19 protein-coding genes are annotated in these 26,463 nt (G+C 55.2%); 8 read left to right on the plus strand and 11 right to left on the minus strand.

Features of this window, described 5'->3' with window-relative positions:
• The first annotated feature begins 183 nt into the window (after positions 1 to 183).
• From ettA to AFK63_RS15420, 5 genes are all read left to right on the plus strand, one after another.
• Complete coding sequence (ettA, locus tag AFK63_RS15400; RefSeq protein ID WP_038865051.1) at positions 184 to 1,851, plus strand: energy-dependent translational throttle protein EttA; 1,668 nt, start codon at positions 184 to 186, stop codon at positions 1,849 to 1,851.
• 503 nt (positions 1,852 to 2,354) lie between these two features.
• The gene (locus AFK63_RS15405) at positions 2,355 to 3,503 is read left to right on the plus strand and encodes a capsule biosynthesis protein (RefSeq protein WP_038865068.1); all 1,149 of its coding nucleotides are present in this window, start codon (positions 2,355 to 2,357) and stop codon (positions 3,501 to 3,503) included.
• Between the two features lie 28 nt (positions 3,504 to 3,531).
• Positions 3,532 to 5,196, plus strand: coding sequence for a polysaccharide biosynthesis/export family protein (locus AFK63_RS15410; protein ID WP_038865053.1), 1,665 nt, complete (start codon positions 3,532 to 3,534; stop codon positions 5,194 to 5,196).
• A 2-nt stretch (positions 5,197 to 5,198) separates the two neighbouring features.
• Positions 5,199 to 7,226 (plus strand): capsular polysaccharide biosynthesis protein, encoded by a 2,028-nt coding sequence (locus AFK63_RS15415; RefSeq protein ID WP_038865070.1) that lies wholly within the window; start codon positions 5,199 to 5,201, stop codon positions 7,224 to 7,226.
• A gap of 16 nt (positions 7,227 to 7,242) precedes the next feature.
• Entirely contained in the window at positions 7,243 to 8,439 is a 1,197-nt protein-coding gene (locus AFK63_RS15420) for a capsule biosynthesis protein (protein WP_038865055.1), read from the plus strand.
• Here the strand turns inward: AFK63_RS15420 and AFK63_RS15425 are convergent.
• The 6 genes from AFK63_RS15425 to AFK63_RS15450 all read right to left on the minus strand — a co-directional run bounded on the left by AFK63_RS15425 (position 8,434) and on the right by AFK63_RS15450 (position 17,300).
• The gene (locus AFK63_RS15425) at positions 8,434 to 9,663 is read right to left on the minus strand and encodes an alpha/beta hydrolase (protein ID WP_038865064.1); all 1,230 of its coding nucleotides are present in this window, start codon (positions 9,661 to 9,663) and stop codon (positions 8,434 to 8,436) included. The two genes, AFK63_RS15420 and AFK63_RS15425, sit on opposite strands and share 6 nt — an antisense overlap.
• Positions 9,664 to 9,722: 59 nt before the next feature.
• Positions 9,723 to 13,511: a CDP-glycerol glycerophosphotransferase family protein gene (locus AFK63_RS15430; RefSeq protein ID WP_053531582.1), complete on the minus strand. Its 3,789-nt coding sequence runs from the start codon at positions 13,509 to 13,511 to the stop codon at positions 9,723 to 9,725.
• Complete coding sequence (locus AFK63_RS15435) at positions 13,504 to 14,616, minus strand: Stealth CR1 domain-containing protein (RefSeq protein WP_038865078.1); 1,113 nt, start codon at positions 14,614 to 14,616, stop codon at positions 13,504 to 13,506. The genes AFK63_RS15430 and AFK63_RS15435 overlap by 8 nt, the downstream gene beginning before the upstream one ends.
• 2 nt (positions 14,617 to 14,618) lie before the next feature.
• Positions 14,619 to 15,284, minus strand: a complete 666-nt coding sequence (locus AFK63_RS15440; protein WP_038865079.1) for an ABC transporter ATP-binding protein — start codon at positions 15,282 to 15,284, stop codon at positions 14,619 to 14,621.
• The gene (locus tag AFK63_RS15445; protein WP_038865080.1) at positions 15,281 to 16,057 is read right to left on the minus strand and encodes an ABC transporter permease; all 777 of its coding nucleotides are present in this window, start codon (positions 16,055 to 16,057) and stop codon (positions 15,281 to 15,283) included. Before AFK63_RS15445 ends, AFK63_RS15440 begins: the two co-directional genes overlap by 4 nt.
• 337 nt (positions 16,058 to 16,394) lie before the next feature.
• Entirely contained in the window at positions 16,395 to 17,300 is a 906-nt protein-coding gene (locus AFK63_RS15450) for a LysR family transcriptional regulator (RefSeq protein WP_038865088.1), read from the minus strand.
• A gap of 120 nt (positions 17,301 to 17,420) precedes the next feature.
• Here AFK63_RS15450 and AFK63_RS15455 point away from each other — a divergent pair, with 120 nt between their 5' ends.
• A complete protein-coding gene (locus tag AFK63_RS15455) occupies positions 17,421 to 18,422 on the plus strand; it encodes a zinc-binding alcohol dehydrogenase family protein (protein ID WP_038865091.1) in 1,002 nt (333 codons plus the stop codon).
• Between the two features lie 141 nt (positions 18,423 to 18,563).
• On the opposite strand, the gene nadR is transcribed toward AFK63_RS15455, so the two are convergent.
• From nadR to serB, 3 genes are all read right to left on the minus strand, one after another.
• Positions 18,564 to 19,796 (minus strand): multifunctional transcriptional regulator/nicotinamide-nucleotide adenylyltransferase/ribosylnicotinamide kinase NadR, encoded by a 1,233-nt coding sequence (gene nadR, locus AFK63_RS15460; protein ID WP_038865094.1) that lies wholly within the window; start codon positions 19,794 to 19,796, stop codon positions 18,564 to 18,566.
• Positions 19,797 to 19,953: 157 nt separating this feature from the next.
• A complete protein-coding gene (radA, locus tag AFK63_RS15465; protein ID WP_038865098.1) occupies positions 19,954 to 21,336 on the minus strand; it encodes a DNA repair protein RadA in 1,383 nt (460 codons plus the stop codon).
• 11 nt (positions 21,337 to 21,347) lie between these two features.
• Positions 21,348 to 22,319: a phosphoserine phosphatase gene (gene serB / locus AFK63_RS15470; protein ID WP_038865101.1), complete on the minus strand. Its 972-nt coding sequence runs from the start codon at positions 22,317 to 22,319 to the stop codon at positions 21,348 to 21,350.
• 106 nt (positions 22,320 to 22,425) lie between these two features.
• Here serB and AFK63_RS15475 point away from each other — a divergent pair, with 106 nt between their 5' ends.
• Positions 22,426 to 23,088: a YtjB family periplasmic protein gene (locus tag AFK63_RS15475; protein WP_038865105.1), complete on the plus strand. Its 663-nt coding sequence runs from the start codon at positions 22,426 to 22,428 to the stop codon at positions 23,086 to 23,088.
• Positions 23,089 to 23,135: 47 nt separating this feature from the next.
• Positions 23,136 to 24,152 (plus strand): lipoate--protein ligase LplA, encoded by a 1,017-nt coding sequence (gene lplA, locus AFK63_RS15480; protein ID WP_038865107.1) that lies wholly within the window; start codon positions 23,136 to 23,138, stop codon positions 24,150 to 24,152.
• A 218-nt stretch (positions 24,153 to 24,370) separates the two neighbouring features.
• Here the strand turns inward: lplA and deoD are convergent, their stop codons facing one another.
• Positions 24,371 to 25,090: a purine-nucleoside phosphorylase gene (deoD, locus tag AFK63_RS15485; protein WP_007767260.1), complete on the minus strand. Its 720-nt coding sequence runs from the start codon at positions 25,088 to 25,090 to the stop codon at positions 24,371 to 24,373.
• Between the two features lie 126 nt (positions 25,091 to 25,216).
• Positions 25,217 to 26,440, minus strand: a complete 1,224-nt coding sequence (gene deoB / locus AFK63_RS15490) for a phosphopentomutase (protein ID WP_038865109.1) — start codon at positions 26,438 to 26,440, stop codon at positions 25,217 to 25,219.
• Positions 26,441 to 26,463 lie beyond the last annotated feature (23 nt).

The following is a 26,463-nucleotide window of genomic DNA, read 5'->3' on the forward strand; positions in this document are numbered from 1 at the left end:
TCTCAGATACTTCATGCTAACCAGGCGAAGGCCGTTGCGCCATGTCGTGAACATTTTTTTACCATTCGCGCTTTAATGTCTCGTCTGCCGCATTCGCGGCGTTGCTGGCTGGGATTAAGCGTTGAAAACAGCTAAACTTCGCAGCTGTTAAACCCTTAATCATGATAAGAGGCGAAGTCCAACGTGGCTCAATTCGTTTACACCATGCATCGCGTCGGCAAAGTCGTTCCGCCGAAGCGACACATTCTGAAGAATATCTCTCTGAGCTTTTTCCCTGGCGCCAAAATCGGTGTGCTGGGCCTGAACGGCGCCGGTAAATCCACCCTGCTGCGCATCATGGCGGGCATCGATAAAGATATCGAAGGTGAAGCCCGTCCGCAGCCCGGCATCAAAATCGGCTACCTGCCGCAGGAGCCTCAGCTCAACACTGAACACACCGTGCGTGAATCGGTCGAAGAGGCGGTATCTGAAGTGGTTAACGCGCTTAAGCGTCTGGACGAAGTCTATGCGCTCTACGCCGACCCGGACGCCGATTTCGATAAGCTCGCCGCCGAGCAGGGCAAACTGGAAGAAATCATCCAGGCCCATGACGGCCACAACCTGAACGTCCAGCTGGAGCGCGCGGCCGATGCCCTGCGTCTGCCGGACTGGGACGCGAAAATCGCGAACCTTTCCGGTGGTGAACGCCGCCGCGTGGCGCTCTGCCGCCTGCTGCTGGAAAAGCCGGACATGCTGCTGCTCGACGAACCGACCAACCACCTGGACGCCGAGTCCGTGGCGTGGCTGGAGCGCTTCCTGCATGATTTCGAAGGCACCGTGGTGGCGATCACCCACGACCGTTACTTTCTTGATAATGTTGCGGGCTGGATCCTCGAACTTGACCGCGGCGAAGGCATTCCGTGGGAAGGCAACTACTCTTCCTGGCTTGAGCAGAAAGATCAGCGTCTGGCCCAGGAGGCGTCTCAGGAAGCCGCGCGCCGTAAATCCATAGAGAAAGAGCTGGAGTGGGTGCGTCAGGGTGCCAAAGGCCGTCAGTCCAAGGGCAAAGCCCGTCTGGCGCGCTTTGAAGAGCTCAACAGCACCGAGTACCAGAAACGTAACGAAACCAACGAACTCTTTATTCCGCCGGGACCGCGTCTGGGCGATAAAGTGGTGGAAGTCAGCAATCTGCGTAAATCCTACGGCGATCGCGTGCTGATTGATGACCTGAGCTTCTCCGTGCCGAAAGGCGCGATTGTCGGCATCATCGGTCCGAACGGCGCGGGGAAATCCACGCTGTTCCGCATGATGTCCGGGCAGGAGCAGCCGGACAGCGGCACCATTACGCTTGGTGAAACCGTGAAGCTTGCGTCCGTCGACCAGTTCCGTGACGCCATGGACAACAGCAAAACCGTCTGGGAAGAAGTGTCCGGCGGGCTGGATATCATGAAAATCGGCAACACCGAGATGCCGAGCCGCGCGTACGTAGGCCGCTTTAACTTTAAAGGCGTTGACCAGGGCAAACGCGTCGGCGAGCTGTCCGGCGGTGAGCGTGGTCGTCTGCATCTGGCGAAGCTGCTGCAGGTTGGCGGCAACATGCTGCTGCTCGATGAACCGACTAACGACCTGGATATCGAAACCCTGCGCGCGCTGGAAAACGCCCTGCTGGAGTTCCCGGGCTGCGCGATGGTTATCTCGCACGACCGCTGGTTCCTTGACCGTATCGCCACGCATATCCTGGATTATCAGGATGAAGGCAAAGTGGAGTTCTTTGAAGGTAACTTCACCGAATACGAAGAGTATAAGAAACGCACGCTCGGCGCGGATGCGCTGGAGCCAAAGCGTATTAAATACAAACGTATCGCCAAGTAATGTCATTCACGGCCTTCTCAGGAAGGCCGTTTTTCATCTGCCTTATTCTTAAGATTTATACCCGCCCTTAACTCCGATTTATTGCCGATTTCTTGTTCATTCACCCCTATTATGGTAATTAATAAACCATATTTGGCTCTTTGGGTTTCATAAGGTTTTTGCGCCGTCCGTTAGCAGAAACTTTATTATTGGCGTTTATTATTTTCATGGATTGAAAATGTCACGGAATCGGTGTCAGGGTTAAACAGACCGCCATCTGCGCGTCGTTAACGTCATCTCTCCTCGCTTTTTATCATTTTCACCGTCAATACATAAAACCGACAGTCAGTTTTTAGATTTACTACCGGTTACCGCCAGGGCTTAAGGTTATGCTGGCCGTTTCCTGTTGGCAGACGGCAATATTTTACCGGGTGATGGCAATAAAAGCCGCCGCCCGTAGCAATAGCATTTTTTATAAAAATATATATCTATCATTTATTCACGAAATTAATGGTATTCACACAGTGCTCAATAAAATTAAGCTCCTTTTAGCATGGATACGGCGACGGGATATTTCCCGTAGCGTGGTCATCTTTCAGCGCCATAGCGCGAAAATCGTGATTGGCGCGCCGGTAATGTTGCTGGCCGTTTACCTGCTGATTTTCAGCCAGCCGCGCTATGTGAGCGAATCACAGGTTGCCATCAAGCGCGCCAGTGACATCGACAGCAGCAGCCTGAATATCGGCCTGCTGATGGGCGCCTCCAACCCAAGCTCCGCCGAAGACGCGCTCTACCTCAAAGAGTATCTGCACTCGCCGGATTTGCTAAAAATACTCGACCGCCAGCTCGATTTTAAAAAGGCGTTTGGCGCAAGCGGGCTGGATATTTTTTATCACCTTTCCGCTAACGCGACCGCCGAAGCGTTTCTCGATTACTACCGCCACCGCATCGCCATTCGTTACGACAACAAAAACGGTTTGCTGACCATCGAAACCCAGGGGTTCACGCCACAATTCGCCCTGCGCTTTAACCAGGCGGTGCTGAAAGAATCCGAACGCTTTATCAACGAGCTTTCGCACCACATCGCCCGCGATCAGCAGGCATTTGCCGAAGGCGAGCTGGAAAAAGCGCGTCAGCGGCTGGATGCCAGCAAAAGCGCCCTGCTCGCCTTTCAGAACCGTAACCAGATGCTGGATCCGCAGGCCTCTGCCGTCGCGGCGAGCTCGGCGGTCAACAATCTGACCGAGCAAAAGATCCGGCTGGAAACGGAATTGCGCACGCTGCTGACCTATCTGCGTGAAGACGCGCCGCCGGTCGTGACCACCAAAAACACGCTGGCCTCCATCAACGCGCAGATCGAAAAAGAGAAAAACAACATTACGGCCCCGGAAGGCGACCGGCTCAACCGTGTGGCGGCGGATTTCGACGAGCTTAAATCCCGGGTGACGTTCGATACCGATCTGTATCAGCTTGCCCTGACGGCCATCGAAAAAACGCGCGTGGAGGCGGCTCGCAAGCTGAAAAGCCTGTCAGTCATCAGCTCCCCCCAGCTGGCGGAAGAATCACGCTATCCCGAGACGCTCTACCTGTTAGCCAGTGGTTTACTGATCTGCTGCCTGCTGTTCGGCACGCTCAGACTACTGCTGGCGATCGTTGACGATCACCGAGCTTAACCCTGCCGCTTTAATTCCTGAGAGAGTTATGAAAAACGTTTCATCCGCCTCACTGATTTTTTTCTGTCTGACGGCCAGCGCCAGCGCGCTTGATTTAACTGCCGACCCGGCGCTGACTGGCGCAGCGCCAGTCCTCATGCCCACGTCATCCGCGCCGGCCAGCGCGGACGGTTTCGATAACACGCCGCTGCCCGCGCCTGCCGCCGTGATGAGCCGCATGTTCGGCGCGCAGCTCTTTACCTCGCCTGGCGCGCAGGGCGGCGCCAGCATCGCGTTTAACCCGAACTATGTGATTGGTCTCGGCGATACTATTCAGGTGCGCCTGTGGGGCGCGTTCACCTATGACGGCACGCTTACCGTCGATCCGAAAGGCAATATTTTTCTGCCAAACGTCGGTCCGCTGAAAGTGGCGGGCGTCACGAACAGCCAGCTCAACACGCTGGTTATCATGCGCGTCAAAGAGGTTTATCAGTCTAACGTCAATGTTTACGCTTCGCTGTTGCAGGCGCAGCCGGTGAAAGTGTTTGTCACCGGCTACGTGCGCACGCCCGGGCTTTACGGCGGCGTGGCGTCCGATTCGCTGCTCTCCTATCTCAGCAAAGCGGGCGGCGTCGACAGCGAGCGCGGCAGCTATGTCGATATCACCGTCAAGCGTGGCACGAAAACGCGCTCCCATGTAAACCTGTATGATTTTCTGCTCAACGGCAGCCTAAGCCTGTCGCAGTTCGCCGATGGTGACACCATTATCGTCGGCCCGCGCCAGCACACGTTCGGCGTCGAAGGTGACGTGTTCAACAGCTACGACTTTGAATTCACCGAGGAGCGCATGCCAGTCTCTGAGGCGCTGCGCTGGGCGCGCCCCAAACCGGGCGCGACGCACGTCACGCTGGTGCGCCAGCAGGGCGCGATGAAACAGAGTGAATATTTTCCGATTGGTGAGGCATCCAGCCGCACGCTTCAGGATGGCGACAGAATGGTGGTGAGCTCCGACCGCTATACCGGCACTATCCAGGTGCGCGTGGAAGGCGCGCACTCCGGCGAACATGCAATGGTGCTGCCTTACGGCGCCACGATGCGCCAGGTGCTGGCGAAGCTGCGTCCGAACAGCATGTCGCAGTTAAACGCCATTAAGCTGTACCGCCGTTCGGTCGCGCTGCGCCAGAAAGAGATGCTCGACCTGGCGCTGCAAAAACTGGAACAGGCGTCGCTGTCGGCGCAGTCCTCAACGCAGGAAGAGTCACGCCTGCGTATGCAGGAGGCGCAGCTGGTGAGCCGTTTTGTGGCGAAAGCCCGCACCGTCGTGCCGCAGGGCGAAGTGGTGCTGAGCGAAAATAACCTCGATTCGGTGCTGCTGGAAGATGGCGACGTTATCACCATTCCGGAGAAAACGTCACTGGTGATGGTGCATGGCGAAGTGCTGTTCCCCAACGCCGTCACCTGGGAGAAAGGGCTCGATCCTGAAGATTACATCGCCAAATGCGGCGGCATGACGCAGAAGGCCAGCGGCGCGAAAGTCATTGTCATTCGCCAGAACGGCGCAGCGCTGGACGCCGAAGAGGTCGATGAAATGCAGCCAGGCGACGAGCTGATGGTTCTGCCGAAGTATGAGTCGAAGAATATCGAAGTGACGCGCGGTATTTCGACCATCCTCTACCAGCTCGCCGTCGCGGCGAAAGTCATCCTGACGCTGTAATGATGAAACCCATCCTCATCGGCACCTTCTCGCCGGGCATCTGGCGCATTCCGGGCTTAGCGCACCTGCTGGCGATGCCCTGTCGTAAACTCGCGCGGCGACGGGCGATCCCACCTGAGATCACTGCCATCGCCGTCTGGGGCTGTCGACCCAGCGCGGCGACAGCCGTTGCCCGCGCGCGCCAGGCCGGGCTTAACGTCATTCGTCTTGAGGATGGTTTTATTCGCTCGCCCGGCCCGGCGGCGCAGGGATATCCGCCGCTCTCGCTGGTTATTGATGACGACGGCATTTACTACGATGCCAGCCGCCCGAGCGCGCTTGAAAAGCTTATTCAGGACTCGCCCGGCAACGCCGCGCTCAGCGCGCAGGCGCAGGAGGCGATGCGGCTTATCGTAGAGGGCGATCTTGCGAAATATAACCACGCGCCGCCCTTTGACGGCACGCCCGCTGCCCGAGCGGTATTGGTGGTCGATCAAACCCTGGGGGATGTTTCCGTCACGTTCGGTAACGCAAGTGCCGCGACATTCCGGCTAATGCTTGATATTGCCCGAGCGGAAAACCCGGATGCCGAAATCTGGGTTAAAACGCATCCGGACGTATTACACGGCAAGAAGCGCGGCTACCTGTGCGATCTGCCCCGGCACGCCGGCGTTCGGCTGATAACACAGGACGTCAGCCCGCAGTCGCTGCTGCGGTATGTGGAGCGCGTCTATACCGTGACGTCGCAGTATGGTTTCGAAGCGCTGATGGCGGGCAAACCGGTGGTCTGCTTTGGGCAGCCCTGGTATGCGGGATGGGGACTGACGGACGATCGCCATCCCGCGGCGCAGTCGCTCGCGGCACGCCGCGGCAATGCGACGCTTCTCGCGCTGGTGAGCGCAGCGTATTTACGCTACGCGCGCTACCTGAACCCGCAAACAAACCAGCCCGGCACGCTGTTTGATGTGCTGGAATATCTGGCGCTGCGCCGTCGGCACCAACTGGCGCTGCGAGGCACGCTGTGGGCGCCCGGGCTGACGCTCTGGAAACGCAGTATTCTGAAGCCCTTTCTCGCCACGGCAGGTAACCATCTGCGCTTTTCCCGCCGCGCCTTGCCCGCCGACGCCTGTGTGGTCTGGGGAACCGCTGGCGAAGCGCGCTGGCAGGCCGTTGCCCGTGCGCACGGGATGGATGTCTGGCGTATGGAAGACGGCTTTCTGCGCTCGGTAGGTCTTGGATCCGATCTCCATACGCCGCTGTCGCTGGTGCTGGATAAACGCGGCATCTATTACGACGCCACGCGCCAGAGCGATCTGGAAGTCGCGCTTAATGCCGTACGCCTGACCTCAGCGCAGGCCGCGCGCGCTGAGCGGCTGCGCCAGCGCATTGTCGAAAGCGGCGTGAGCAAATATAACGCCGGCGACGCCTGGCGGCTACCTGTCGCCGCCTGGGGGCGGCGGATCCTGCTGGTGCCGGGTCAGGTCAGCAATGACGCCTCGCTCAGGGGCGGCACGCAGCATATCCAGACCGTTACAGCGTTGTTGCGCGCCGTTCGCGCCAGAAATCCGCAGGCGTATATCGTGTTCAAACCGCATCCGGATGTCGTGGCGGGTAACCGTGCCGGAGAGCCCGACAGTAAAGACGCGTTGCGCTGGGCGGATTGCCTCGCGACCGGGGCGGATATCGCCGACGTGCTCGAACAGGTGGACGAAGTACATACTCTCACCTCCCTGACCGGTTTTGAGGCGCTGCTGCGCGGCAAAACGGTGTTTTGTTACGGCATGCCGTTTTATGCCGGATGGGGGCTGACGCAGGATGAATACGCCTGCCCGCGCCGCGCCCGGCAGCTCTCGCTTCATGAGCTTATCCACACCACGCTTATTGATTACCCCTTCTATTTGCATCCGGCGCGTAAAACGCCGATGAGCGTGGAAGAGGCGGTCGCTATTCTGAGCGCCTCACCGGCACGCCATCGCGCCCTCACCGCACGGCGCAATGTGCTCAGGCATCTGGTGAACAAAACCCGCAATCTCTTTCACGCCTTTTTTTGACCTCCGGTGATATCGCATGATGCGCAGCGCTCTTGATACTCTGCTTTCCGGCCAGAAATACCTGTTATTACAGGGGCCGATGGGGCCGTTTTTTCGTCATCTCGCCGACTGGTTAGAGAGTAAAGGACGCGAGGCGCGACAGGTGGCGTTTAACGGCGGCGATGAGTTCTACTGCCGCCAGGAAAAAAGCCAGGCCTACCGCGGCGAGCCGGACGCTTTCGGCGCCTGGCTTGGCGAGACGCGCAGCGACTGGCCGTTTGATACGCTGGTCTGCTTCGGCGATTGTCGGCCGCTGCATCAGGCCGCGCGCCGCTGGGCGCAAGCGAAGGGAATACGTTTTCTGGTCTTTGAAGAGGGCTATTTACGGCCGTGTTTTATCACGCTTGAAGAGAACGGGGTGAACGGGTTTTCCGGGCTGCCGCGCGAGGCGGCGTTTTATCGGGATTTGCCCGCGCTGCCCGTACCGGATGTCAGGCGTATCGCGCCTTCCGCCTTGCGGCGTATCGGCCACGCGGCCTGGTATTATCTGATGGGCTGCTACCGTCAGCGCGCGTTTGCGCACTATCAACACCACAAATGTTTTTCACCCTGGTATGAAGGCGCATGCTGGGCGCGCGCCGCAGTGCGTAAGCTCTGGTATGGCTGCACGCAGCGTAGTATTCGCCGCGCGCTGGCGACGGGCTACCGCGGGCGCTATTTTCTGGCTATCCTGCAGGTTTTTAACGACAGCCAGCTACAGCGCCACAGTCATTATCACGATATTCGGGCGTTTATTGAGGAGACGCTTGGCTCATTTGCGCGCCATGCCCCGCCCTCGCAGATACTGGTTATCAAACATCATCCGATGGACCGGGGACACCAGAATTACCGCGCGTTTATTAATGCACTGAGCAAACGTTATGGCGTGGGCGAACGGGTGATTTATATCCATGACCTGCCGCTGCCGGAACTGCTCAGCAATTCGGCAGGCGTGGTGACCATTAACAGCACGGTGGGGATCTCAGCGCTTATTCACAATAAGCCCCTGAAGGTGATGGGAAAGGCGCTGTATGATATCGAAGGACTTACGTTTCAGGGAAATCTGGATGCATTCTGGAAAACGCCTTTTCGCCCGGATCACCAACTGTTCACGGCGTTTCGTGCTTATCTGATGCGTCGCACGCAAATCAACGCCGTCTTTTACAGCCGTGAGAACCCTTTCGCCGGGTTATGAGTGCGCTTTACGGGTGAGGTACACGTTTGTACCTTCGCTGAACACCTCCAGCGCCTCGCTGGCCGCCAGCACGCGGTTAGCAAGGGCCGCGTCGGTTTCCAGCGCTTTGCGCGCCCCTGTCTGCTGACAGGTAATATCAAGCCACAGTTGATATGTCCCTGCAGGTAATGCCGCCAGCGAAAGCCCTTCGTAGCGCGCCGTACAGAACCAGCCTTTGTCGTAATTCACAAACCCCTCATCGTAAAGCTGGCGGGTGAGAATCGTGCGATGGGCTTTCGCGATGCGGAAAACTTCTTCACACCTTTCGTTTTTACACACCAGATCCACCTGGATATCCGGGTACTCCGCGCAACTCAGTCCTTTCAGTACCGCCACGCCTTCCGGGAACAGCCGTGCGCCGTTAACGGCTATCTTTTTCAGCACGGCGACCGGCTCGGGCTTAAGCGGACGCGGCAGCACGCGATTATCCGCCGCCAGGGCGCAGTCGCCAAAGCGTGGAACCGCGCCCTGAGAGAGAGAATAGAAAATCCCTAATAACAGCGGCACATGGTAAGACGTAACCTGATTATGCTCTCTGATAAGCATCGACTGCGCCATAAACAGATTAAAGTTTTGGTATTTCCGAAATACGGGAATATAGGGTTTTACTTCGCTTTCATACTGGCAGTCGGCTTCAGAGGTTAACAGGTAGATATTCTTATCAAACGCCGTGTCAGCGCTTAACTGGCAAGGCAAGAGCGTATCCAGCCTGTGGGCAGACGCTTCGCTTTTATCGCCAGTCATATGCGTAAATACCTCTGGCCAGTTGTTTTGCGCATAGCTGCCAATATGAAACTGCGGAACCGTCGCAACGATATTTTTAAACGCGTATTTCAGGCCATACCACAGCGCCGCGCTGCCACCTTTTGAAAACCCGGCCAGCGTACACTGCGTTTTATCAAGGCCATAACGTGCGAGCATGTTTTCAATAAAGGTGATAACCGCCTGCTCGACGCTAAAATCGTTGTTCTGACACAGGTAATAAGTACAGGCATCGTTAAAATCATCTTTGATCCACACCACATACGCCGGACAATCCTGCAGGGCGTTGGCGAAATCATACGTAAACATGCCAGCCCCGCCAAACCCGCTGAAAATAAAAAGCATATGCTGCGTGTCATATTTTCTTTTTTTAAAGCGGTATTTGATCTGCACGCCATTCACAATTTCAGTTTGCTCGGACATTTTTACTCCATAAAAAAACAGGCGCAGAAAGCCCGCGCCTGTTTTTAAATTATTAACGTTTATTGTTGAATATCTGACTTAACGGAAAACTCACGCAGGAGCCGCAGGTTTTGTAGTTTTTCCGCCGCATTGGCGGGCATCTGCTGCGGATAATGGCGCAACAGATTCAGCCAGCAGTCGTAAGCATCATCCCAGTCCTCGCAGAGCTGGGCCAGGTCGCACCGCAACATCCATGCCTTCTGGTTATAGCGGCCAATCTTATTGCGCACTACCAAGAGCGCCTGGCTAAAGCGCCCGGCCTCTTTTAAGGCCCCGGCATAGATAAGACTGAACTCATCATCCGGTTTATTCTGGCTTTCAAAGAGCGCGATCGCTTCGTTTGTTTTCTTCAGCGCCAGACACGCCTGCGCATAAATTTTCAGGAACCGAATGTCATTTTTCAGGGCGCTATTCAGCGTACCGTAAAGCACATACATTTCCGCATATTTACCGGTGCGCAGTAACGCCACGCAATAGTAATAAAGATGCTCATCCGGCAATCTGGCGACATCCGTGCAGGCTTTATTCAGCTGCGTAAGGATCTTCTCCCAGTTCTGGCGCAGAAAAGCCAGACGGGCAATTTTCAACCGGCACTGCGGATCGTTTTCAATATGTTTTTCATATTTCACCAGGCACTGATGCGCCTCATTGAGCTTGTTCAGTTGCTGATAGCACCAGGAAAGCGTAATCAGAAGCTTATTCTCCAGGCTTTCCGGGGACGCCACATCAACACCCTGCGCCTCGACATAGGCAATCCCTTCGGCCCATTTTTTCTTCGCCAGCAGTAAACAGAAGCGGGCGTAATGGAAACCTGTCACGGGACGGACTTTTTTACACAGGGTCTCCAGTACGGAAACCTGCTCGCTACGACAGAGTGAGTAGCAGTAACGGGCGTTATCCACGCTGGCCTCGCCAGCCGCCTGCCAGTGCGCCGCTGCCTGTTGCCAGTGATGCTCCGCCATGTCAAGAAGCGCGCTTGCGACGCAGAGCGCCTGATGGCGTTGATGAGGATAACGGGCATACCAGCCATCAATAATCTGACGCGCCGCGACTGTTTTGCCCTGCTTACGCAGCGCTTCGGCAAGCCCGGCGCAGCCCTGCGCGTCCTCATCCTGCGTGAGCGTCAGCGTCAGATACGCCTGCCAGCGTTTTTCGGCCAACGCCCAGCGGCGGGCCGCAGTAGCCTGTTGGGCGTACTGGCGGTGAATGTCCGCATCGGCAAATCCTTGCGGCAACGGCGCATCCAGCGACACGATAGCCTGATAAGTGCGCTCGCAGTTATGACCGTCGCGGTACGGGAACGTCTGGCTGATACGCTTGAGGATTTTCGCAGAGGGCACTGCATTATTTTTCAGCAGCGTGTTCAGCTCCTTAAACAGCTCTTTTTCCGTTTCGACAACCGGGCCAAAACCGTGTTCACGGTAGTCGAAGTAGCCTTTTGAATACACATGGCCTGCAAAGAATTCTTTAGCGTCAAACTGGTAATAGATTGTTTGTTTATTTTGAACAGCCATTTCAAAAGCCACAGATGAGTAGTCAGTAATCATCAGCGCGGCTCGATTAAATGTTTCCTGAATACTACCCGTAACATGAGTAATAACGTCAATAAACTCAGGAACGTCGAATTTCTCTAAATAAGGCAAAATATTAAAATGAGGAAAAAAAGCCACACGGTAACTATACTTTTTAGCATACTCAGCCAACAGTGGAGATTGTAAAAAACTTTTCCAGCGCAAAGCAAAATCACTTTCAAAAAAAGATGGATTTATTTCACGTTCATCACCATCTCCTAATACCTTACCGACTATGCTTTGTCGCCATGTAGGCATAATTACGATTAGTCTTTCTGGTTGAATGCGATTATCTATCAGTTTGTCGTGCCGTGGCAATCCGGTCAAAAAGACTTCTTTTTTAGAGCAAGAATATTTAGTAAAATCATTACTAATCGAATGATACTCCGCTGATGATGACGTGATAAAGCAATTGATTTCTTCTTTTGTGTTTAACCAACCAGAGAGATCGTCTTTAATGACGCCATGCTGTAAAAAGACAAAGTGTCTTCCTGTAAGCATTTTAGGGCCCAATAAATTAGTAATGTAGTAATTAGCATGGGAGCTGATCACTTTACTGCATGAGCCGAGCGCAAGCTTATGCTCCATAGAACCAAATTCAAGCAGGTTAAACCCTTCTTTTTCCAGACGAGCCCAGTCATGTGACTCTCGCTTTAAAGCAAAGAAAATTTTCTTTTCTGGATAGTTTTTTTGAACATAGCGATAAAGATGTTCGGCATTATCATCAGCCTGAGTGTCGCGGTCTATAAAAACCCAGGCATCCATGTAATCTTTTTTCTTTGCATACTTAGGCATCATACAAGAAAAAAAGTTAACAATTTCGCATGGGTTCAGGCCATCTTTATGCTGTTTTCCGCCAAGAGAAATACGCGTTGGCAATCCTGATACAGATACTGTTATGTGTTGAGCGTCTCCCAGCGCAACCCACAGACGTCGTTCCAGAATTAAGGTTTCATCCATAAAATCATGACGGATAGTTTTGGCATATGCCGGTATCACGTCCACGCCATCCAGCGTAATCTGCTCAAGGCCGACAAAGCTGGAAAAATAGCGAAGCTGCGCCATGTGTTTATGCGGATCGTATTTCTCCACATACACAATTTGCGCGTCGGGCTGGAGATCTTTGAAAAAAGACAGCATGGCCACTTTATGGTAAAACCATGCGCCTGCCAGCTCGAAATTCATAATGGTATTTTTATCGAGATAACCAAATAGTTCTTTGAGCTTATGAATAAACCGTTGCTTTTCATCTGCTGACAAAAAGGCGCTACGCGCGTCATGATTAGTTAACCATTTCAAATACCAGACAATCTCATAAATGACCGTCCTTTGTATATTTACCGGTACTGTACCCTCTTTTTCGGCGTAGGATTTTAAAACGTCCAGGTAACCATACACAGGAACATGCGTGAACCGCTCTTTTTTAGTCCAGGAGGTATCCAGCGTAGACGAGCCATCTTCACGTTTGCGGTAGAAATATTTTGAATGCGCTAAAAATGCGGCATGTCCGTTTTTTTCACCTTGTAAATAGTGAGCAACGAAATGTGCATCCTCAAAATTAGGCTTCACTCTGGCATCGAAAAAGACGTTTTTGGATGCGATCATTTCAGTACGGAAAAACGCCGTACTGGCTGAAAGCTGGATCTCTTTTTCCATTTCAGCAAGCGACACCAGCTGATTGCCCTTTTTAAACTTATAAGCCAAAGGGTGTGCATCTTTATATTGATTCTTAGCCTCATAAAACATAATGATATTACAACCTACCATTTTAACGTCTTTATCCTGATGCTGATAAAGAAAAGCGTCGAGGTTGTAAAAATAATCGACATCAACAAAATCATCCGGGTCGATAAATGTCACCCACTCCGTAGCCACATGCTGCAACCCGTTATTACGTGCAGAAGATTGCCCGGCATTCTCCTGATAAATATAAATAATATTATTCGGATATTTCTTTTGCCATTTTTTAATAATGTCGCCAGAATTATCTGTCGAGCCATCATCGACCAGGATCAGCTGAATATGCTTTTTAAACTTCAGCCGCTGATTGATAAAGCTTTTAAAATAGTCATCCAGAAAAGCACTGACATTATATACCGCCGAGACCACCGTATATTCGTAATGCCCGTCCTCTTTTTTAATATGCAGTTTGCTTAGTTTCCGCGCCTGATTGGCAGCCATGTCGCTGAAGAACAGTTTGGGGTCCCTTACCAGCTTGCGAAGTTTATTATTAAACATTTTTGTGTGTTCCATTTTCAAAATATGTTTCCAGCATGTCAATCAGTTGGTCCTGATAATGATGAATACTTGTGTTACGTGAAGAAAAATCATTGGCGCAGAAGGAGTGCGGCGCCCCATCATGCGGCCGTCTGTCAATCAGCGCCCGATAATGCATTTTCGCGGCGGGCGAGCGTACGTTGAAGTAATAACAAATATCCCTCGCGGGCGCGGCCATTCCCCTGATGTAGGCAAGCCAGGGCACCAGGAACGTCGGCAGGTTCAGGTCGTTATCGCTCCTGAATTTACAGGAGAGAAACGCATCAATTTGCTGGCGGTATCGCTGCCGGGCCTCGGTAAACATGCTTTTGCGTAAGGGCACATACGTGTGCGCCAACGGCGCATCCGGTGTAAACCCCGTATCGTCAGCCAGCAGCGTTCTGGCATTTAACGACGCAGATAAGGCCGGTGTCGTGCTTCCGCGCTGCGCCATCGCCGTCAGGCTTTTGCGGGAGATAAAAAGCGATGCCAGACCGTTACCTTTAAAAAAATGGCTGGCCGGGAGATCGCGTGCCACAAAAACATCGTCATTAAAATAGATAAAATGTTCCGCAAGCCCAGGAATATGGTGTAAATGCGCTTCGATAACGTGCGAGTTAAATGTAGGTAAATATTGCGACGGGATAATCTCTTCATGCGAAATAATTTTAACGTTGGCAATACGTTCTGCCCACGGCAACGAATGCCCGTCAACGACAATATAAATAAAACGTACCCAGGGCATAAAACGCAATACGCTCAGCACTGAGTAATAGATTTCATTGTGATTATCAAAGCGCGCCAGGTCGCAGTCGGCGTTGTCACCCTGCTGTAAATGAGTGCGCCGGTACTGCTGAAATTTACTGCCCCAGCGCGGGTCGTTGTTATCAACCCAGGTAAAAACCACATCGACCGGGAAGTTAACCTCAAACATGCGCTCCAGTGCGAGGTCATGCTTAAGCAACACGCCCTCCTCTGTTACCGGACAATGGATTTCATTAAAAATGAGCGGGTGCTTTTTAAGCAGGTAATCTCTCAGGAACATGCCGGGGGAAGAGAGAAGCTTTCTGGCTTTTCTGTATAGCATGGTTACAGATTTTCCTGCGCCTTATAGGCATCAATGGCGCCATCAACATTATCGTAATAATGAACCTGATTTTCCCGCCCGATAAACACTGCCGCATCGCAATATTGTTTCAGCGAATTAAGGTTATGCGACACCATTAAAAAGCAGGCGTCACGATGGCGCTCTTCAAAGACCTTTTCGCATTTTTTACGAAAGCTGGCATCGCCAACGGCCGTCACTTCGTCCACCAGATAGTAATCAAACGTAAACGCCATGCTCAGGCCAAAGCCGAGGCGCGCTTTCATACCGGACGAGTACGCTTTGACAGGCATATCAAAATATTTGCCGAGCTCGGCGAAATCTTCGACAAACGCCACTTTCTGCCGTAATTCCTCTTTCGTTGCATAAAGCCGCGCCACGAATTTCACGTTTTCCCGGCCGGTCAGGCTGCCCTGAAAACCGCCCGCCAGCCCGACTGGCCAGGAGATCGTCGCGCTGGAGATAATCCGCCCTTTATCCGGGTTATCCGTACCGCCAATCATGCGCAGCAGCGTCGATTTTCCCGCGCCGTTGCGCCCGATGAGCGCCACGCTCTTGCCGGACGGTAGCGTCAGGCTGAGATCCTTAAATACATAATGTCGCCCTGCGGGCGTGCGGTACGATTTGGTGAGATTTTCAATAGTAATCATGAGGTCAGCATCGCCTCTTCCTGGTGACGATAGAGTGCAAGGCCGGTGAAGAGCGCCACCAGCGTGCTGATGGCGAGATACGCAAGACTCGCGCCGTCGCTCTCATAGCTGGTTGCCAGCGACTCCCGCGTCAGCTCGACGACATGCACCAACGGGTTCCATGCCACCCAGCGTTGATATTCCTGCGGAATAGTATTGAGCGAATACATCACGCAGGAGATAAAATAGAGCGGGCGCGTCAGCAGTGGCAGGAACTTTTCAGCTTCCGGAAATGCGCTGCTGATGACCATAAAAATCAGCCCGATGGCGAAGGAGAAAATAATCAGGCAGCCCCAGACGCTAAATAACGTTAAGAGGTGTGAGCAGGTAAATACTTCGCCCATCATCGCCAGCATGGCGAGCAGCAGCAGATAAACCGCAATATAAATCCCCGCCTCCAGCAGCGTTCTGGCGATAATCGTATCGACAGGTTTTACCGGACGATAATTAAAAAGCCCCTGATTCGCATCGACGGCGTTAACAGAGCGCCCTGTAATATGACTAAAAATAAAATAGGGAATAATGCCGCTTAATAAAAACACCGGAAAAGAAATATCCGGCAGCGTTCGTTCCATGACGAAATCCAGAACAAACAATAAAATAGCGAGATGCAGTAAAGGCTCAAGCAACGCCCAGCCGTAACCGAGGCGGAACTTGCCGAAACGCGTTTTTATCTCCCTTAAAAACAACGCCAGAACGGTGGCGCGTTGAACAGCCAGTCCATGTCTTTTCATTAACCGATCCTGTAAGAATGCTGCGAACAGGCTACCGCCGTGGGGTATACCCATAGCCGTGGCGAGGCGCGCTTCCGCTGCCGTAAAAAAGCAGCGCACGCGTGCTGTTGCTCGCGTGTATATAAACCGAGTTAATCTAAGCTCATTTATTATTTGCCGTAGTTATCAATGATTCCGGCAGCAGAAGGGCGTTACAATAATTCAGGCGCGTAAAATATCACAACACATCATCCCCACAAATAAATTATGGCGGTTTTACTTTTTTGGATTTTATTTTTCCTGGCTTTTGTTTCTCTCTTTTTATTTACTTAACCGCCGAAAATATCCACCAGAAGCCTTACATCGTCATATTTTCGTAAAACTGAGTAACGCCTTCATAGCCGAGTGCGAAATTGATATAGCTCACCAGCGCTGGCGCGTTGAGTTTGCGCCCCGGATAGACCAGATAGAGATCGTTACCGGTGACGGCCCACTCTGGCAGGATATTGACCAGTGCGCCCTGGCGCAGTATGTCGTCCAGTAAGAAAGCGGGCAGTAACGTGATGCCCGCTCCGGCCAGCGCGCTTTCGCGGGCATAAAGCAAATTATCGGTCTGGTGCACAGGATTCAGATGACAGCGGTAGAGTTCACGGTCGCGCTGCAGCAGCCACTCCGTCCAGGCGCGGTGCACCACGACGCGGTGTTCCACCAGTTGTGACGGGTGAGTAAGGCGCGGGAAGCGAGAGAGATAGCCCGGCGAGGCGACCAGATAACGCGGACAGTGCCCAATTTTACGGCCAATCAGCGAGGAGTCCTGCGGTTTACCGGTGCGCAGCGCCACGTCAAACCCTTCCATCACCAGATCCCGCACGTCGTCAGAGATAAAAACCTCCAGCGTGATATCCGGGTATTTCGCGAGAAATTCCGCATTCATGCGCGCCAGCAGCGTCGCGCCGATACCCGCCGGGCTGGTAATACGTAACCGACCACTGGGGTTGTCGCGCAGGCGCTGAACGGCGAGATCCGCGCGCTCGCTGGCATCGAGCATTTCACGACAGTGAACCAGATAATGTTCGCCTGCAAAGGTCAGGCTCAGCTTGCGCGTGGTGCGGTTGAGCAACCGCAGCCCGACATGCGCCTCCAGCTGGCTGATACGCTGGCTGACGCTTGATTTCGGCAGGCCCGCTTTCTGCGCCGCCGCCGTAAAGCTGCCGGTTTCCGCCACCAGCGCGAAGAGTGCCATATCCTGCAGTTGCTTAAACATGATTGTTCATCTCTCACGAACACGCCGTTCTGGATTGTCCATCTTATCACCCTCTGTCAGCCCGCATAGACTACATTCAACACAACATTCTCTGAACAAACTCAGCAAAAGGAACACACCATGTCTGTTAAAGCGATTGCCGTTAATCCGGACGCGCCGGAAAACTTTATTGAAATCACCCAGCCGATGCCGCAGCCTGGCGATTACGATTTGCTGGTGGAAGTGAAAGCGGTCTCCATTAACCCGGTCGACACTAAAGTGCATGCCAGCCTGAAGAAAAACGGGTTGCAGGCGCCGCGCGTGCTGGGCTGGGATGCGAGCGGCATCGTGACGGCCGTGGGCGGCAAGGTCAGCGGGTTTAAGGCGGGCGATGAAGTCTATTATGCCGGGGATATTACCCGTTCTGGCAGCAACGCCAGCCATCAGTTGATCGACGCCCGCATCGTGGGCCATAAACCGCGCACGCTCTCCTGGGCTGCCGCAGCCGCCATCCCGCTGACGGCGCTGACCGCGTGGGAAGGGTTATTCGAACGCCTGAAGATTCAGGATGCGGGTGAAGAGAAAACGCTGCTGATTATCGGCGGCGCGGGCGGTGTGGGCTCGCTTGCGATCCCGTTTGCGCGCCTGCACAGCAAAGCGAAAATCATCGCCACCGCCTCGCGTGAAGATTCCGCGCAGTGGTGCCGGGATCGTGGCGCGGATCTGGTGGTGAACTATCAGGATCTGCCGGGCGAGCTGGCGAAGCACGACATTAAATTTGTCGATTACATTTTCATTCTGAATGATACCGACGGTCACTGGGCGGCGGTGAGCCAGCTTATCGCGCCGCAGGGGCATATTTGCAGCATCGTGGAAAACGCGCATCCACTGGATCAGGACGCGCTGAAGTCGAAATCCGCCGCGCTGCACTGGGAATTCATGTATACCCGCAGCATGTACCAGACCGCCGATATGGCGCGCCAGGGCGAGATCCTGAACGAGGTCGCGAAGCTGGTGGATGCCGGCGAAGTGGAGAGCGCGCTGAGCGAAACCTTCCACGGGCTGAGCGTTGAGAGTATTACCCACGCACACCGTAAAGTGCTGGAAGGCCATATGCGCGGCAAGGTAGTCGTGGCGTTTTAAGACACAGGGAGGGTAAGCGCGGCGCGTTTACCCTCTCGCATTGCGCGACGCGTGGTTTACCCGCCCTGTATGTATGCGCGCTTGCGAATAGCCGTAGGGCAGGTAGGCGCGGTACACCCGCCCTCCAGCCCCTTCTGCCCGCTACGCCTGCTCGCCCATCAGCTGTTTCACCAGCTCCACGCAGCGCAGGAAACGGGAGTCGTAATCCGGCTCCTCGACGTGCACATAGTCAATCTTGTTCTCTTCGAGCATCGACACCAGCAGCGACTGGAACTCTTTGCGATCCACCGAGCTTCCAAGGCTTCTCAGTCCATCCGCCACCCACGGCGTGTTGTTCTCCAGCAGGATAACCAGGTCGAAGCGGTATTCATCTACCAGCGCCTGTACGAACGGATGTTCACGCCCTTCATATTTTTTGCAGAACGCCTGGGTGGTTACGAAATCGGTGTCGATAAACGCCACTTTATTGGCATATTTCACCGCGAAATCAATATATTGCGCATGACCAAGCGCAATTTTGTCGTAGTCGGAATATTGCAGCGCCATCTCGTCGCCGCCCAGGTGCGAGAACACATAATCGCGGCCATATTCCCAGGCGCTGGTGGTGTTGAAGATATTGGCGAGCTTATTGACCAGCATCGATTTCCCGCTCGACTCGCCGCCGAGGATCGCCACCGTACGTACAAAGAACGGCTTCACCTCGGTCGGGATATACTCCCAGTAACGGAACGGGTTGGCGCGGATCTGCGCCCCGCTGATATTCATAAAGGTGCGTTTGGGGTCGATAATCACGGTCTCGATGCCGAGATGTTCGCGATACTGCGGCGCATCCGCCTCCTCGGAGGTATAGATGGTGTCGGGCTCAATACCCTTCTCCTCCATAAACGCTTTAATCCCCTCGCTCCAGACGTCCCAGCCGTGCGGGTACGGCTCCATGCCCTCTTCATTAAAGGCGTGAATACGGATGTTTTTCTGGTATTTGAAGGTTTGCAGCAGCCAGCGCAGGCGGTCGCTGATGGTGGGCTGCTGCGACATTGCGCTCTCTTCAAACAGCGTGCGGTCGCGCTTTTCGTCGTAGCCCATGATGATGTGCAACTCGTCGACCTGGCTACAGGCGCGCTGGATCAGATAAATATGGCCGGTATGCAGCGGATAAAACTTGCCGAACACGACGCCGACGCGCTTCTGGCGGCGCGGAAACTCAAGGCCCAGAAAGCGGTGCAGCGCTTCGAGCTTCTGCGCGCTGGGGCTTTTGATTTTGGCGTTGAGCAGCTGGCTTAAATAGCCCTTGGTCATGCCGCAGGCCGCCGCCACCTGTTGTAGCGTGCAGCCCTTTTGACGGATCGCGGTTTTAAGATAGTCGAATGACAAGATGCGCTGCCTCCTGCAATTACCCTTTATATGTCACGCTGCGGTGCGTTGGCTTCGCTTGCGTCCCCGGACGCTGACTTCAGTAAGCGCCCCGGGCTCACAAACGCGCCGCCTTCCCGCAACGCGAATGATTGTGGGTAATAACCCATTGAATAATTAATTATAAGTCGTCAAAGACAGTTAGCGCATCCGCGAGCTTTTTAACACCGAAAATCTGCATGCCTTCGGGCACTTTTTTCGGGACGTTGGCGGCAGGCACAATGGCGCGACGGAAACCGTGCTTCGCCGCTTCGGAGATACGCTCCTGGCCGCTTGGCACCGGGCGAATCTCGCCTGCGAGGCCCACCTCGCCAAACACGACGAGATCCTGCGGCAGTGGTCGATCGCGCAGGCTGGAAACCATCGCCAGCAGCAACGCCAGGTCAGCGCTGGTCTCGGTGACTTTCACCCCGCCGACCACGTTGACGAACACATCCTGATCGGCCATTTGCAGACCGCCGTGGCGGTGCAACACCGCAAGAAGGATCGCAAGGCGGTTCTGCTCAAGGCCCACGGCCACGCGTCTGGGGTTCGCCATCATTGACTGATCCACCAGCGCCTGGATCTCCACCAGCAGCGGGCGCGTGCCTTCCCAGACCACCATCACCGAGCTGCCGGAAGTGACTTCATCGCCACGGCTTAAGAAAATGGCCGACGGGTTGCTGACTTCGCGCAGACCCTGTTCCGTCATCGCGAACACGCCAAGCTCATTCACTGCGCCAAAGCGGTTTTTATGGCTGCGCAGCGTGCGAAAACGCGAATCGGCGTCGCCGTCCAGCAGCACCGAACAGTCGATACAGTGTTCGAGTACTTTCGGGCCCGCCAGCGAGCCGTCTTTGGTCACATGGCCGACCATAACAATCGCCACGCCGCGGGTTTTGGCGAAGCGCGTCAGATAGGCGGCGGTTTCACGCACCTGCGCGACGCTGCCCGGCGACGACTGCACGTCCGCCATGTGCATCACCTGAATGGAGTCGATCACCATCAGCTTCGGCTGCTCTTCTTCGGCGATAAGGCAGATCTGTTCGATGCTGGTTTCCGAGAGCATGTTGAGATTCGTCGTCGGCAGGCCCAGACGATGCGCGCGCATCGCCACCTGTTGCAGCGACTCCTCGCCGGTGACGTAGAGCGTTTTCATCTGCTCGCCAAGCTTGCAGAGCGTTTGCAGCAGCAGCGTCGATTTCCCGGCGCCCGGGTTGCCGCCAATCAGAATGGCGCTGCCCGGCACCACGCCGCCGCCAAGCACGCGGTCAAACTCTTTAAAACCGGTCGAGAAACGCGGCAGCGCCTCAAGGCTAATCTCAGAAAGCTTTTGTACTTTAGAGACGCCCGCGCTACCTGCGTAGCCGGCGAGCCGTTCATTGCGCGCCGCTTGCGGCGAGGCGGCGAGACGCACCTCGGTGATGGTATTCCAGGCATGACAGGCGCTGCACTGCCCCTGCCAGCGCGGATAATCCGCACCACACTCGTTACAGACAAATGCGCGTTTTGGAGCTTTCGCCACCTTTTACCTCTTTATTTCGGGTTCAGGCTGCCGGAGAGGATACAGAACACCCCCATCAGGTCAGCGTGACGGATAGTGATTTCCGTCTTTTCATTCACTTTCGGTTTGGCGTGGTAGGCAATGCCCAGCCCCGCCGTCTGGATCATCGGCAGGTCGTTAGCGCCGTCGCCAATCGCCACGGTCTGGCCTGTCGGGATCGCATATTTTTCAGCCAGGCGCTGTAAGGTTTGCGCCTTGAACTGGGCGTCGACGATCTGCCCGGTAACCTCGCCGGTCAGCCGGCCGTTTTCCACCGCCAGTTCATTGGCGACCACATCATCCAGGTGGAGTTTGTCCTGCAGATATTGCGCGAAATAGGTGAAACCGCCAGAGGCGATAGCCACTTTCCAGCCCAGCGCGTGCAGTTTCAGCACCAGCGAGGTCAGGCCCGGCATCAGCGGCAGCACGTCACGTACCTGGCGCAGAATGTCGGCATCCGCGCCTGAAAGCGTGCCGACGCGCGCTTTCAGGCTGGCCGTGAAATCCAGCTCGCCGCGCATGGCGCGCTCGGTCACTTCCGCCACTTCGTCGCCCGTACCGGCAAGCTTCGCGATTTCATCAATGCATTCGATCTGGATCGCGGTGGAATCCATATCCATCACCAGCAGGCCGGGCGTTTTCAGATGCGGGATTTTGCCGAGCGGCGCGACATCGAGGCCGGAATCATGCGCCAGACGCGTCGCGCGCGGCGTCAGCGAGCCCGCGAGGCGGATCACCTGATAATCTTCCACGCACCATGCATTGACGATAACCATCGCCGCGCCGAGCTTATGCTGATATTGGGTCAGGCTTTGCTTATTTAAACCCCGTCCGTACAGAAGCCAGCCGCTCTGACCGGCGTGATAATCCAGCGGCATCACTTCGTCACCGCTCAAAGAAAGGGGCAATCCAGGCCAGAGAGAAACCTCGTTCGGCAGGTCGCACCAGGTAAGACTGTTCGGCATTCAGGCTCCTGTAAATAGTATCGGGGCGGGACAAAACAACGCATGAGGCTACCTTGTCTGCGGCGCTTCTGGCAACATTAAGCTTCAAAATTTAAGCAGGTACTTTATGGCCCGGGCAAAACTCAAATTTCGGCTGCATCGCGCAGTGATTGTACTTATCTGTCTGGCGTTGCTGGTGGCGCTGATGCAGGGCGCGTCGTGGTTCAGCCAGAGCCATCAGCAGTCCCGCAATATTCAGATGGAAGATCTCGCCCGCACGCTGGCCCGCCAGGTGAGTTACAGTCTGGTGCCGCTGATTAAAGGTGAAAACCCGGATGAAAAGCGCGTAGGCGCCCTCCTGCGCCAGCTGACGGAAGAGAGCCGTATTCTGGACGCCAGCGTTTATGATCAACAGGGCGAGCTAATCGCGCGCGCCGGTGAAAGCGTCAACGTGCGCGACCGGCTGGCGCTCGACGGAAAAAAAGCGGGCAGCTACTTTAACGAGCAGATTGTCCAGCCGGTGCAGGATAAAAGCGGGCCCATCGGCTACCTGCGGCTCACGCTCGACACCCACAGTCTGCCCACCGAAGCGCGCCAGGTGGACAACACCACCAATATTCTGCGCCTGATGATGCTGTTGTCGCTCGCCATCGGCATTGTGCTGACGCGTACGCTTTTACAGGGCAAACGCACCCGCTGGCAGCAGTCGCCGTTCCTGCTGACCGCCAGCAAATCGGTGCCCGAAGAAGAGAGCGAGCCCGACGCGCCTGCGGACGACAAACGCGCCTGACATCGCGTGATATAATGGGCGTTCTTCATTGCTTAAGGGAAACGCCCGTGTCCTCTCTACGCCTGCTTATTTCCGATTCTTACGATCCCTGGTTTAACCTGGCAGTGGAAGAGTGCATCTTCCGCCAGATGCCCGCCACCCAGCGCGTTCTGTTCCTCTGGCGCAACGCCGATACCGTTGTCATTGGCCGGGCGCAGAACCCGTGGAAAGAGTGCAATACCCGCCGTATGGATGAAGATAACGTGCGTCTGGCCCGGCGCAGCAGCGGTGGCGGCGCGGTGTTCCACGATCTCGGCAATACCTGTTTTACCTTTATGGCGGGCAAGCCGGAGTATGACAAAAGCGTCTCCACGACGATTGTGATTAATGCGCTGGCGCAGCTTGGCATTCAGGCGTCGGCATCCGGGCGCAACGATTTAGTGGTAGAGACTGCCGAAGGGCCGCGCAAAATATCCGGCTCCGCCTACCGCGAGACGATGGATCGCGGCTTTCATCACGGCACGCTGCTGCTGAATGCCGATTTAAGCCGGCTGGCGAATTACCTTAACCCGGATAAGAAAAAGCTCCAGGCGAAAGGGATAACGTCGGTGCGCGGGCGCGTCGCGAATCTCAACGATCTGAAACCAGGCATTACGCATGCCCAGGTGTGCGAGGCGGTAATAGACGCGTTTTTCGCCTATTACGGCGAGCATGTCCCCGCCGAGGTGATTTCACCCGACGCGTTTCCGGATTTGCCGGGTTTTGCGGAAACCTTCGCCCGTCAGAGCAGCTGGGAGTGGAATTTCGGCCAGGCCCCCGCGTTTACACATCAGCTCGACGAGCGTTTTGTCTGGGGCGGCGTGGAGTTGCATTTCGACGTGGAAAAAGGACATATCACCCGCACACAGCTTTTTACGGACAGCCTCAACCCCGCGCCGCTTGAGGCGCTGGCGAGCCGGTTGCAGGGCTGCGTATATCAGGCCGACGCGCTACAGCAAACGTGCGAGGCGTTAGCCGCAGAATTCCCGGCGCAGGCGGCAGAGCTTCGCGAAGTGGGCGCGTGGATGGCGCAGGCGGTGCGTTAAATTTTTCTCCTCGCCCTGCCACCCTGTCAGAGTGAGGCTAAAAAACTCCGGCGGGCGCGCGTCGTTTACCCGCCCGCCGAAATCACAACACTTTTTACAGATAAGGCGGGTAAGCGCAACGCTATCCACCGTTTCGTTTGCCTTTTGACATAACTGACCAGGCCCAATAAAAAGGGCGCCGCAGCGCCCTTTTCTTTTCACTTTATATCAGTGAAAACTTACTCTTTATCGCCCAGCAGCACGGATTCCAGCGCGATTTTGATCATGTCGTTAAACGTGGTCTGACGCTCTGCCGCGGTGGTCTGCTCGTGGGTACGAATATGGTCGGACACGGTGCAGATGGTCAGCGCTTTCGCGCCAAATTCCGCTGCCACGCCGTAGATGCCCGCCGCTTCCATCTCCACGCCGAGAATGCCGTATTTTTCCATTACGTCGAACATCGACGGGTCTGGCGTATAGAACAGGTCAGCGGAGAAAATGTTGCCGACGCGCGCGTCAACGCCCAGCGCTTTGGCCGCGTCAACCGCGTTACGCACCATGTCGAAATCCGCGATGGCCGCAAAGTCGTGATCTTTAAAACGCAGACGGTTCACTTTGGAGTCGGTGCACGCGCCCATGCCGATAACCACATCACGCAGTTTCACATCTGCACGCACCGCGCCGCAGGAGCCTACGCGAATGATTTTCTTCACGCCGAAGTCGGTGATCAGCTCTTTAGTGTAGATGGAGCAGGACGGGATGCCCATGCCGTGGCCCATCACGGAAATTTTGCGGCCTTTGTAGGTGCCGGTGAAACCCAGCATGCCGCGCACGTTGTTTACTTCGCGCACGTCTTCCAGGAAAGTTTCTGCAATGTGTTTAGCGCGCAGCGGGTCGCCCGGCATCAGCACGACGTCTGCGAAATCACCCATCTCGGCGTTAATATGTGGGGTTGCCATCTTATTTTCCTTTTTAATCTTTTATCTCGCCGGGCGGCGGCTGCGCCTTGCCCGGCCTACAACTTGTTATAAAAATCCCGTATGGATCGCGCAGCCAACACGTGGCCACGCGAAAAAGAACAGGGATCAGAACATCGCTTTGCCATATTCCATGTCAGACAGGCCAAAATATTTGGCGACGGTCTGGCCGATATCGGCGAACGTCTCGCGATGACCGAGCGAACCCGGTTTCACTTTTGGGCCGTAAATCAACACCGGGATATGCTCACGGGTGTGGTCGGTGCCTTTCCAGGTCGGGTCGCAGCCGTGGTCAGCGGTAAAGATGATGATGTCATCTTCGCCCACCAGTTCCAGCAGCTCCGGCATGCGGCGGTCGAACAGCTCAAGGCCGCCCGCGTAGCCTGCGACATCGCGGCGATGCCCCCACGAGGAGTCGAAATCCACGAAGTTGGTGAACACAATCGTGTTGTCGCCCGCTTCTTTCATCTCTTTGATGGTGGCGTCGAACAGCGCATCCAGCCCGGTGGCCTTCACTTTTTTGGTGATGCCCATATTGGCGTAGATATCCGCGATTTTACCGACGGAAACGACATGGCCGCCCTTCTCATCCACCAGCTTTTTGAGCACGACCGGTGACGGCGGCTCGACCGCCAGGTCGTGACGGTTGCCGGTACGCTGGAAGTTGCCCGCTTTGTCGCCGATAAACGGACGCGCGATAACGCGGCCGATGTTGTAGCCGCCTTCGGTCAGCTCTTCACGCGCGATTTCGCACAGCTCATAGAGGCGGTCCAGGCCGAACGTCTCTTCGTGGCAGGCAATCTGGAACACAGAGTCAGCAGAGGTGTAGAAAATCGGCTTGCCGGTTTTCATATGCTCTTCGCCCAGTTCATCCAGAATCACCGTACCGGAAGAGTGGCAGTTGCCGAGATAGCCCGGCAGGTTTGCGCGCGCCACCAGCTTGTCGAGCAGCTCCTGCGGGAAGCTGTTTTTCTCGTCGGTGAAGTAGCCCCAGTCGAACAGAACCGGCACGCCAGCGATTTCCCAGTGACCTGACGGCGTATCTTTACCAGAAGAGAGCTCGTGCGCCCAGGCGTACGCTCCGGTGATTTCCGCATTGCCGTCCATGCCGGCAGGAATAAAGCCCGTGGCGCCTTCATGCGCTTTCGCAAGGCCCAGCTTCGTCAGATTCGGCAGATGCAGCGGGCCTTTACGACCGATATCCGCCTCACCTTTGGCGCAGGCCTCGGCGATGTGGCCGAGCGTGTCAGAACCCGCGTCGCCGAAGCGTTCCGCATCTTCCGTCGCGCCAATACCAAAGGAGTCCAGCACCATAATAAATGCACGTTTCATATTTTCTCCGTACCTTTTGCGCT

The organism is Cronobacter muytjensii ATCC 51329, assembly GCF_001277195.1.
Taxonomy (GTDB): Bacteria; Pseudomonadota; Gammaproteobacteria; order Enterobacterales; family Enterobacteriaceae; genus Cronobacter; species Cronobacter muytjensii.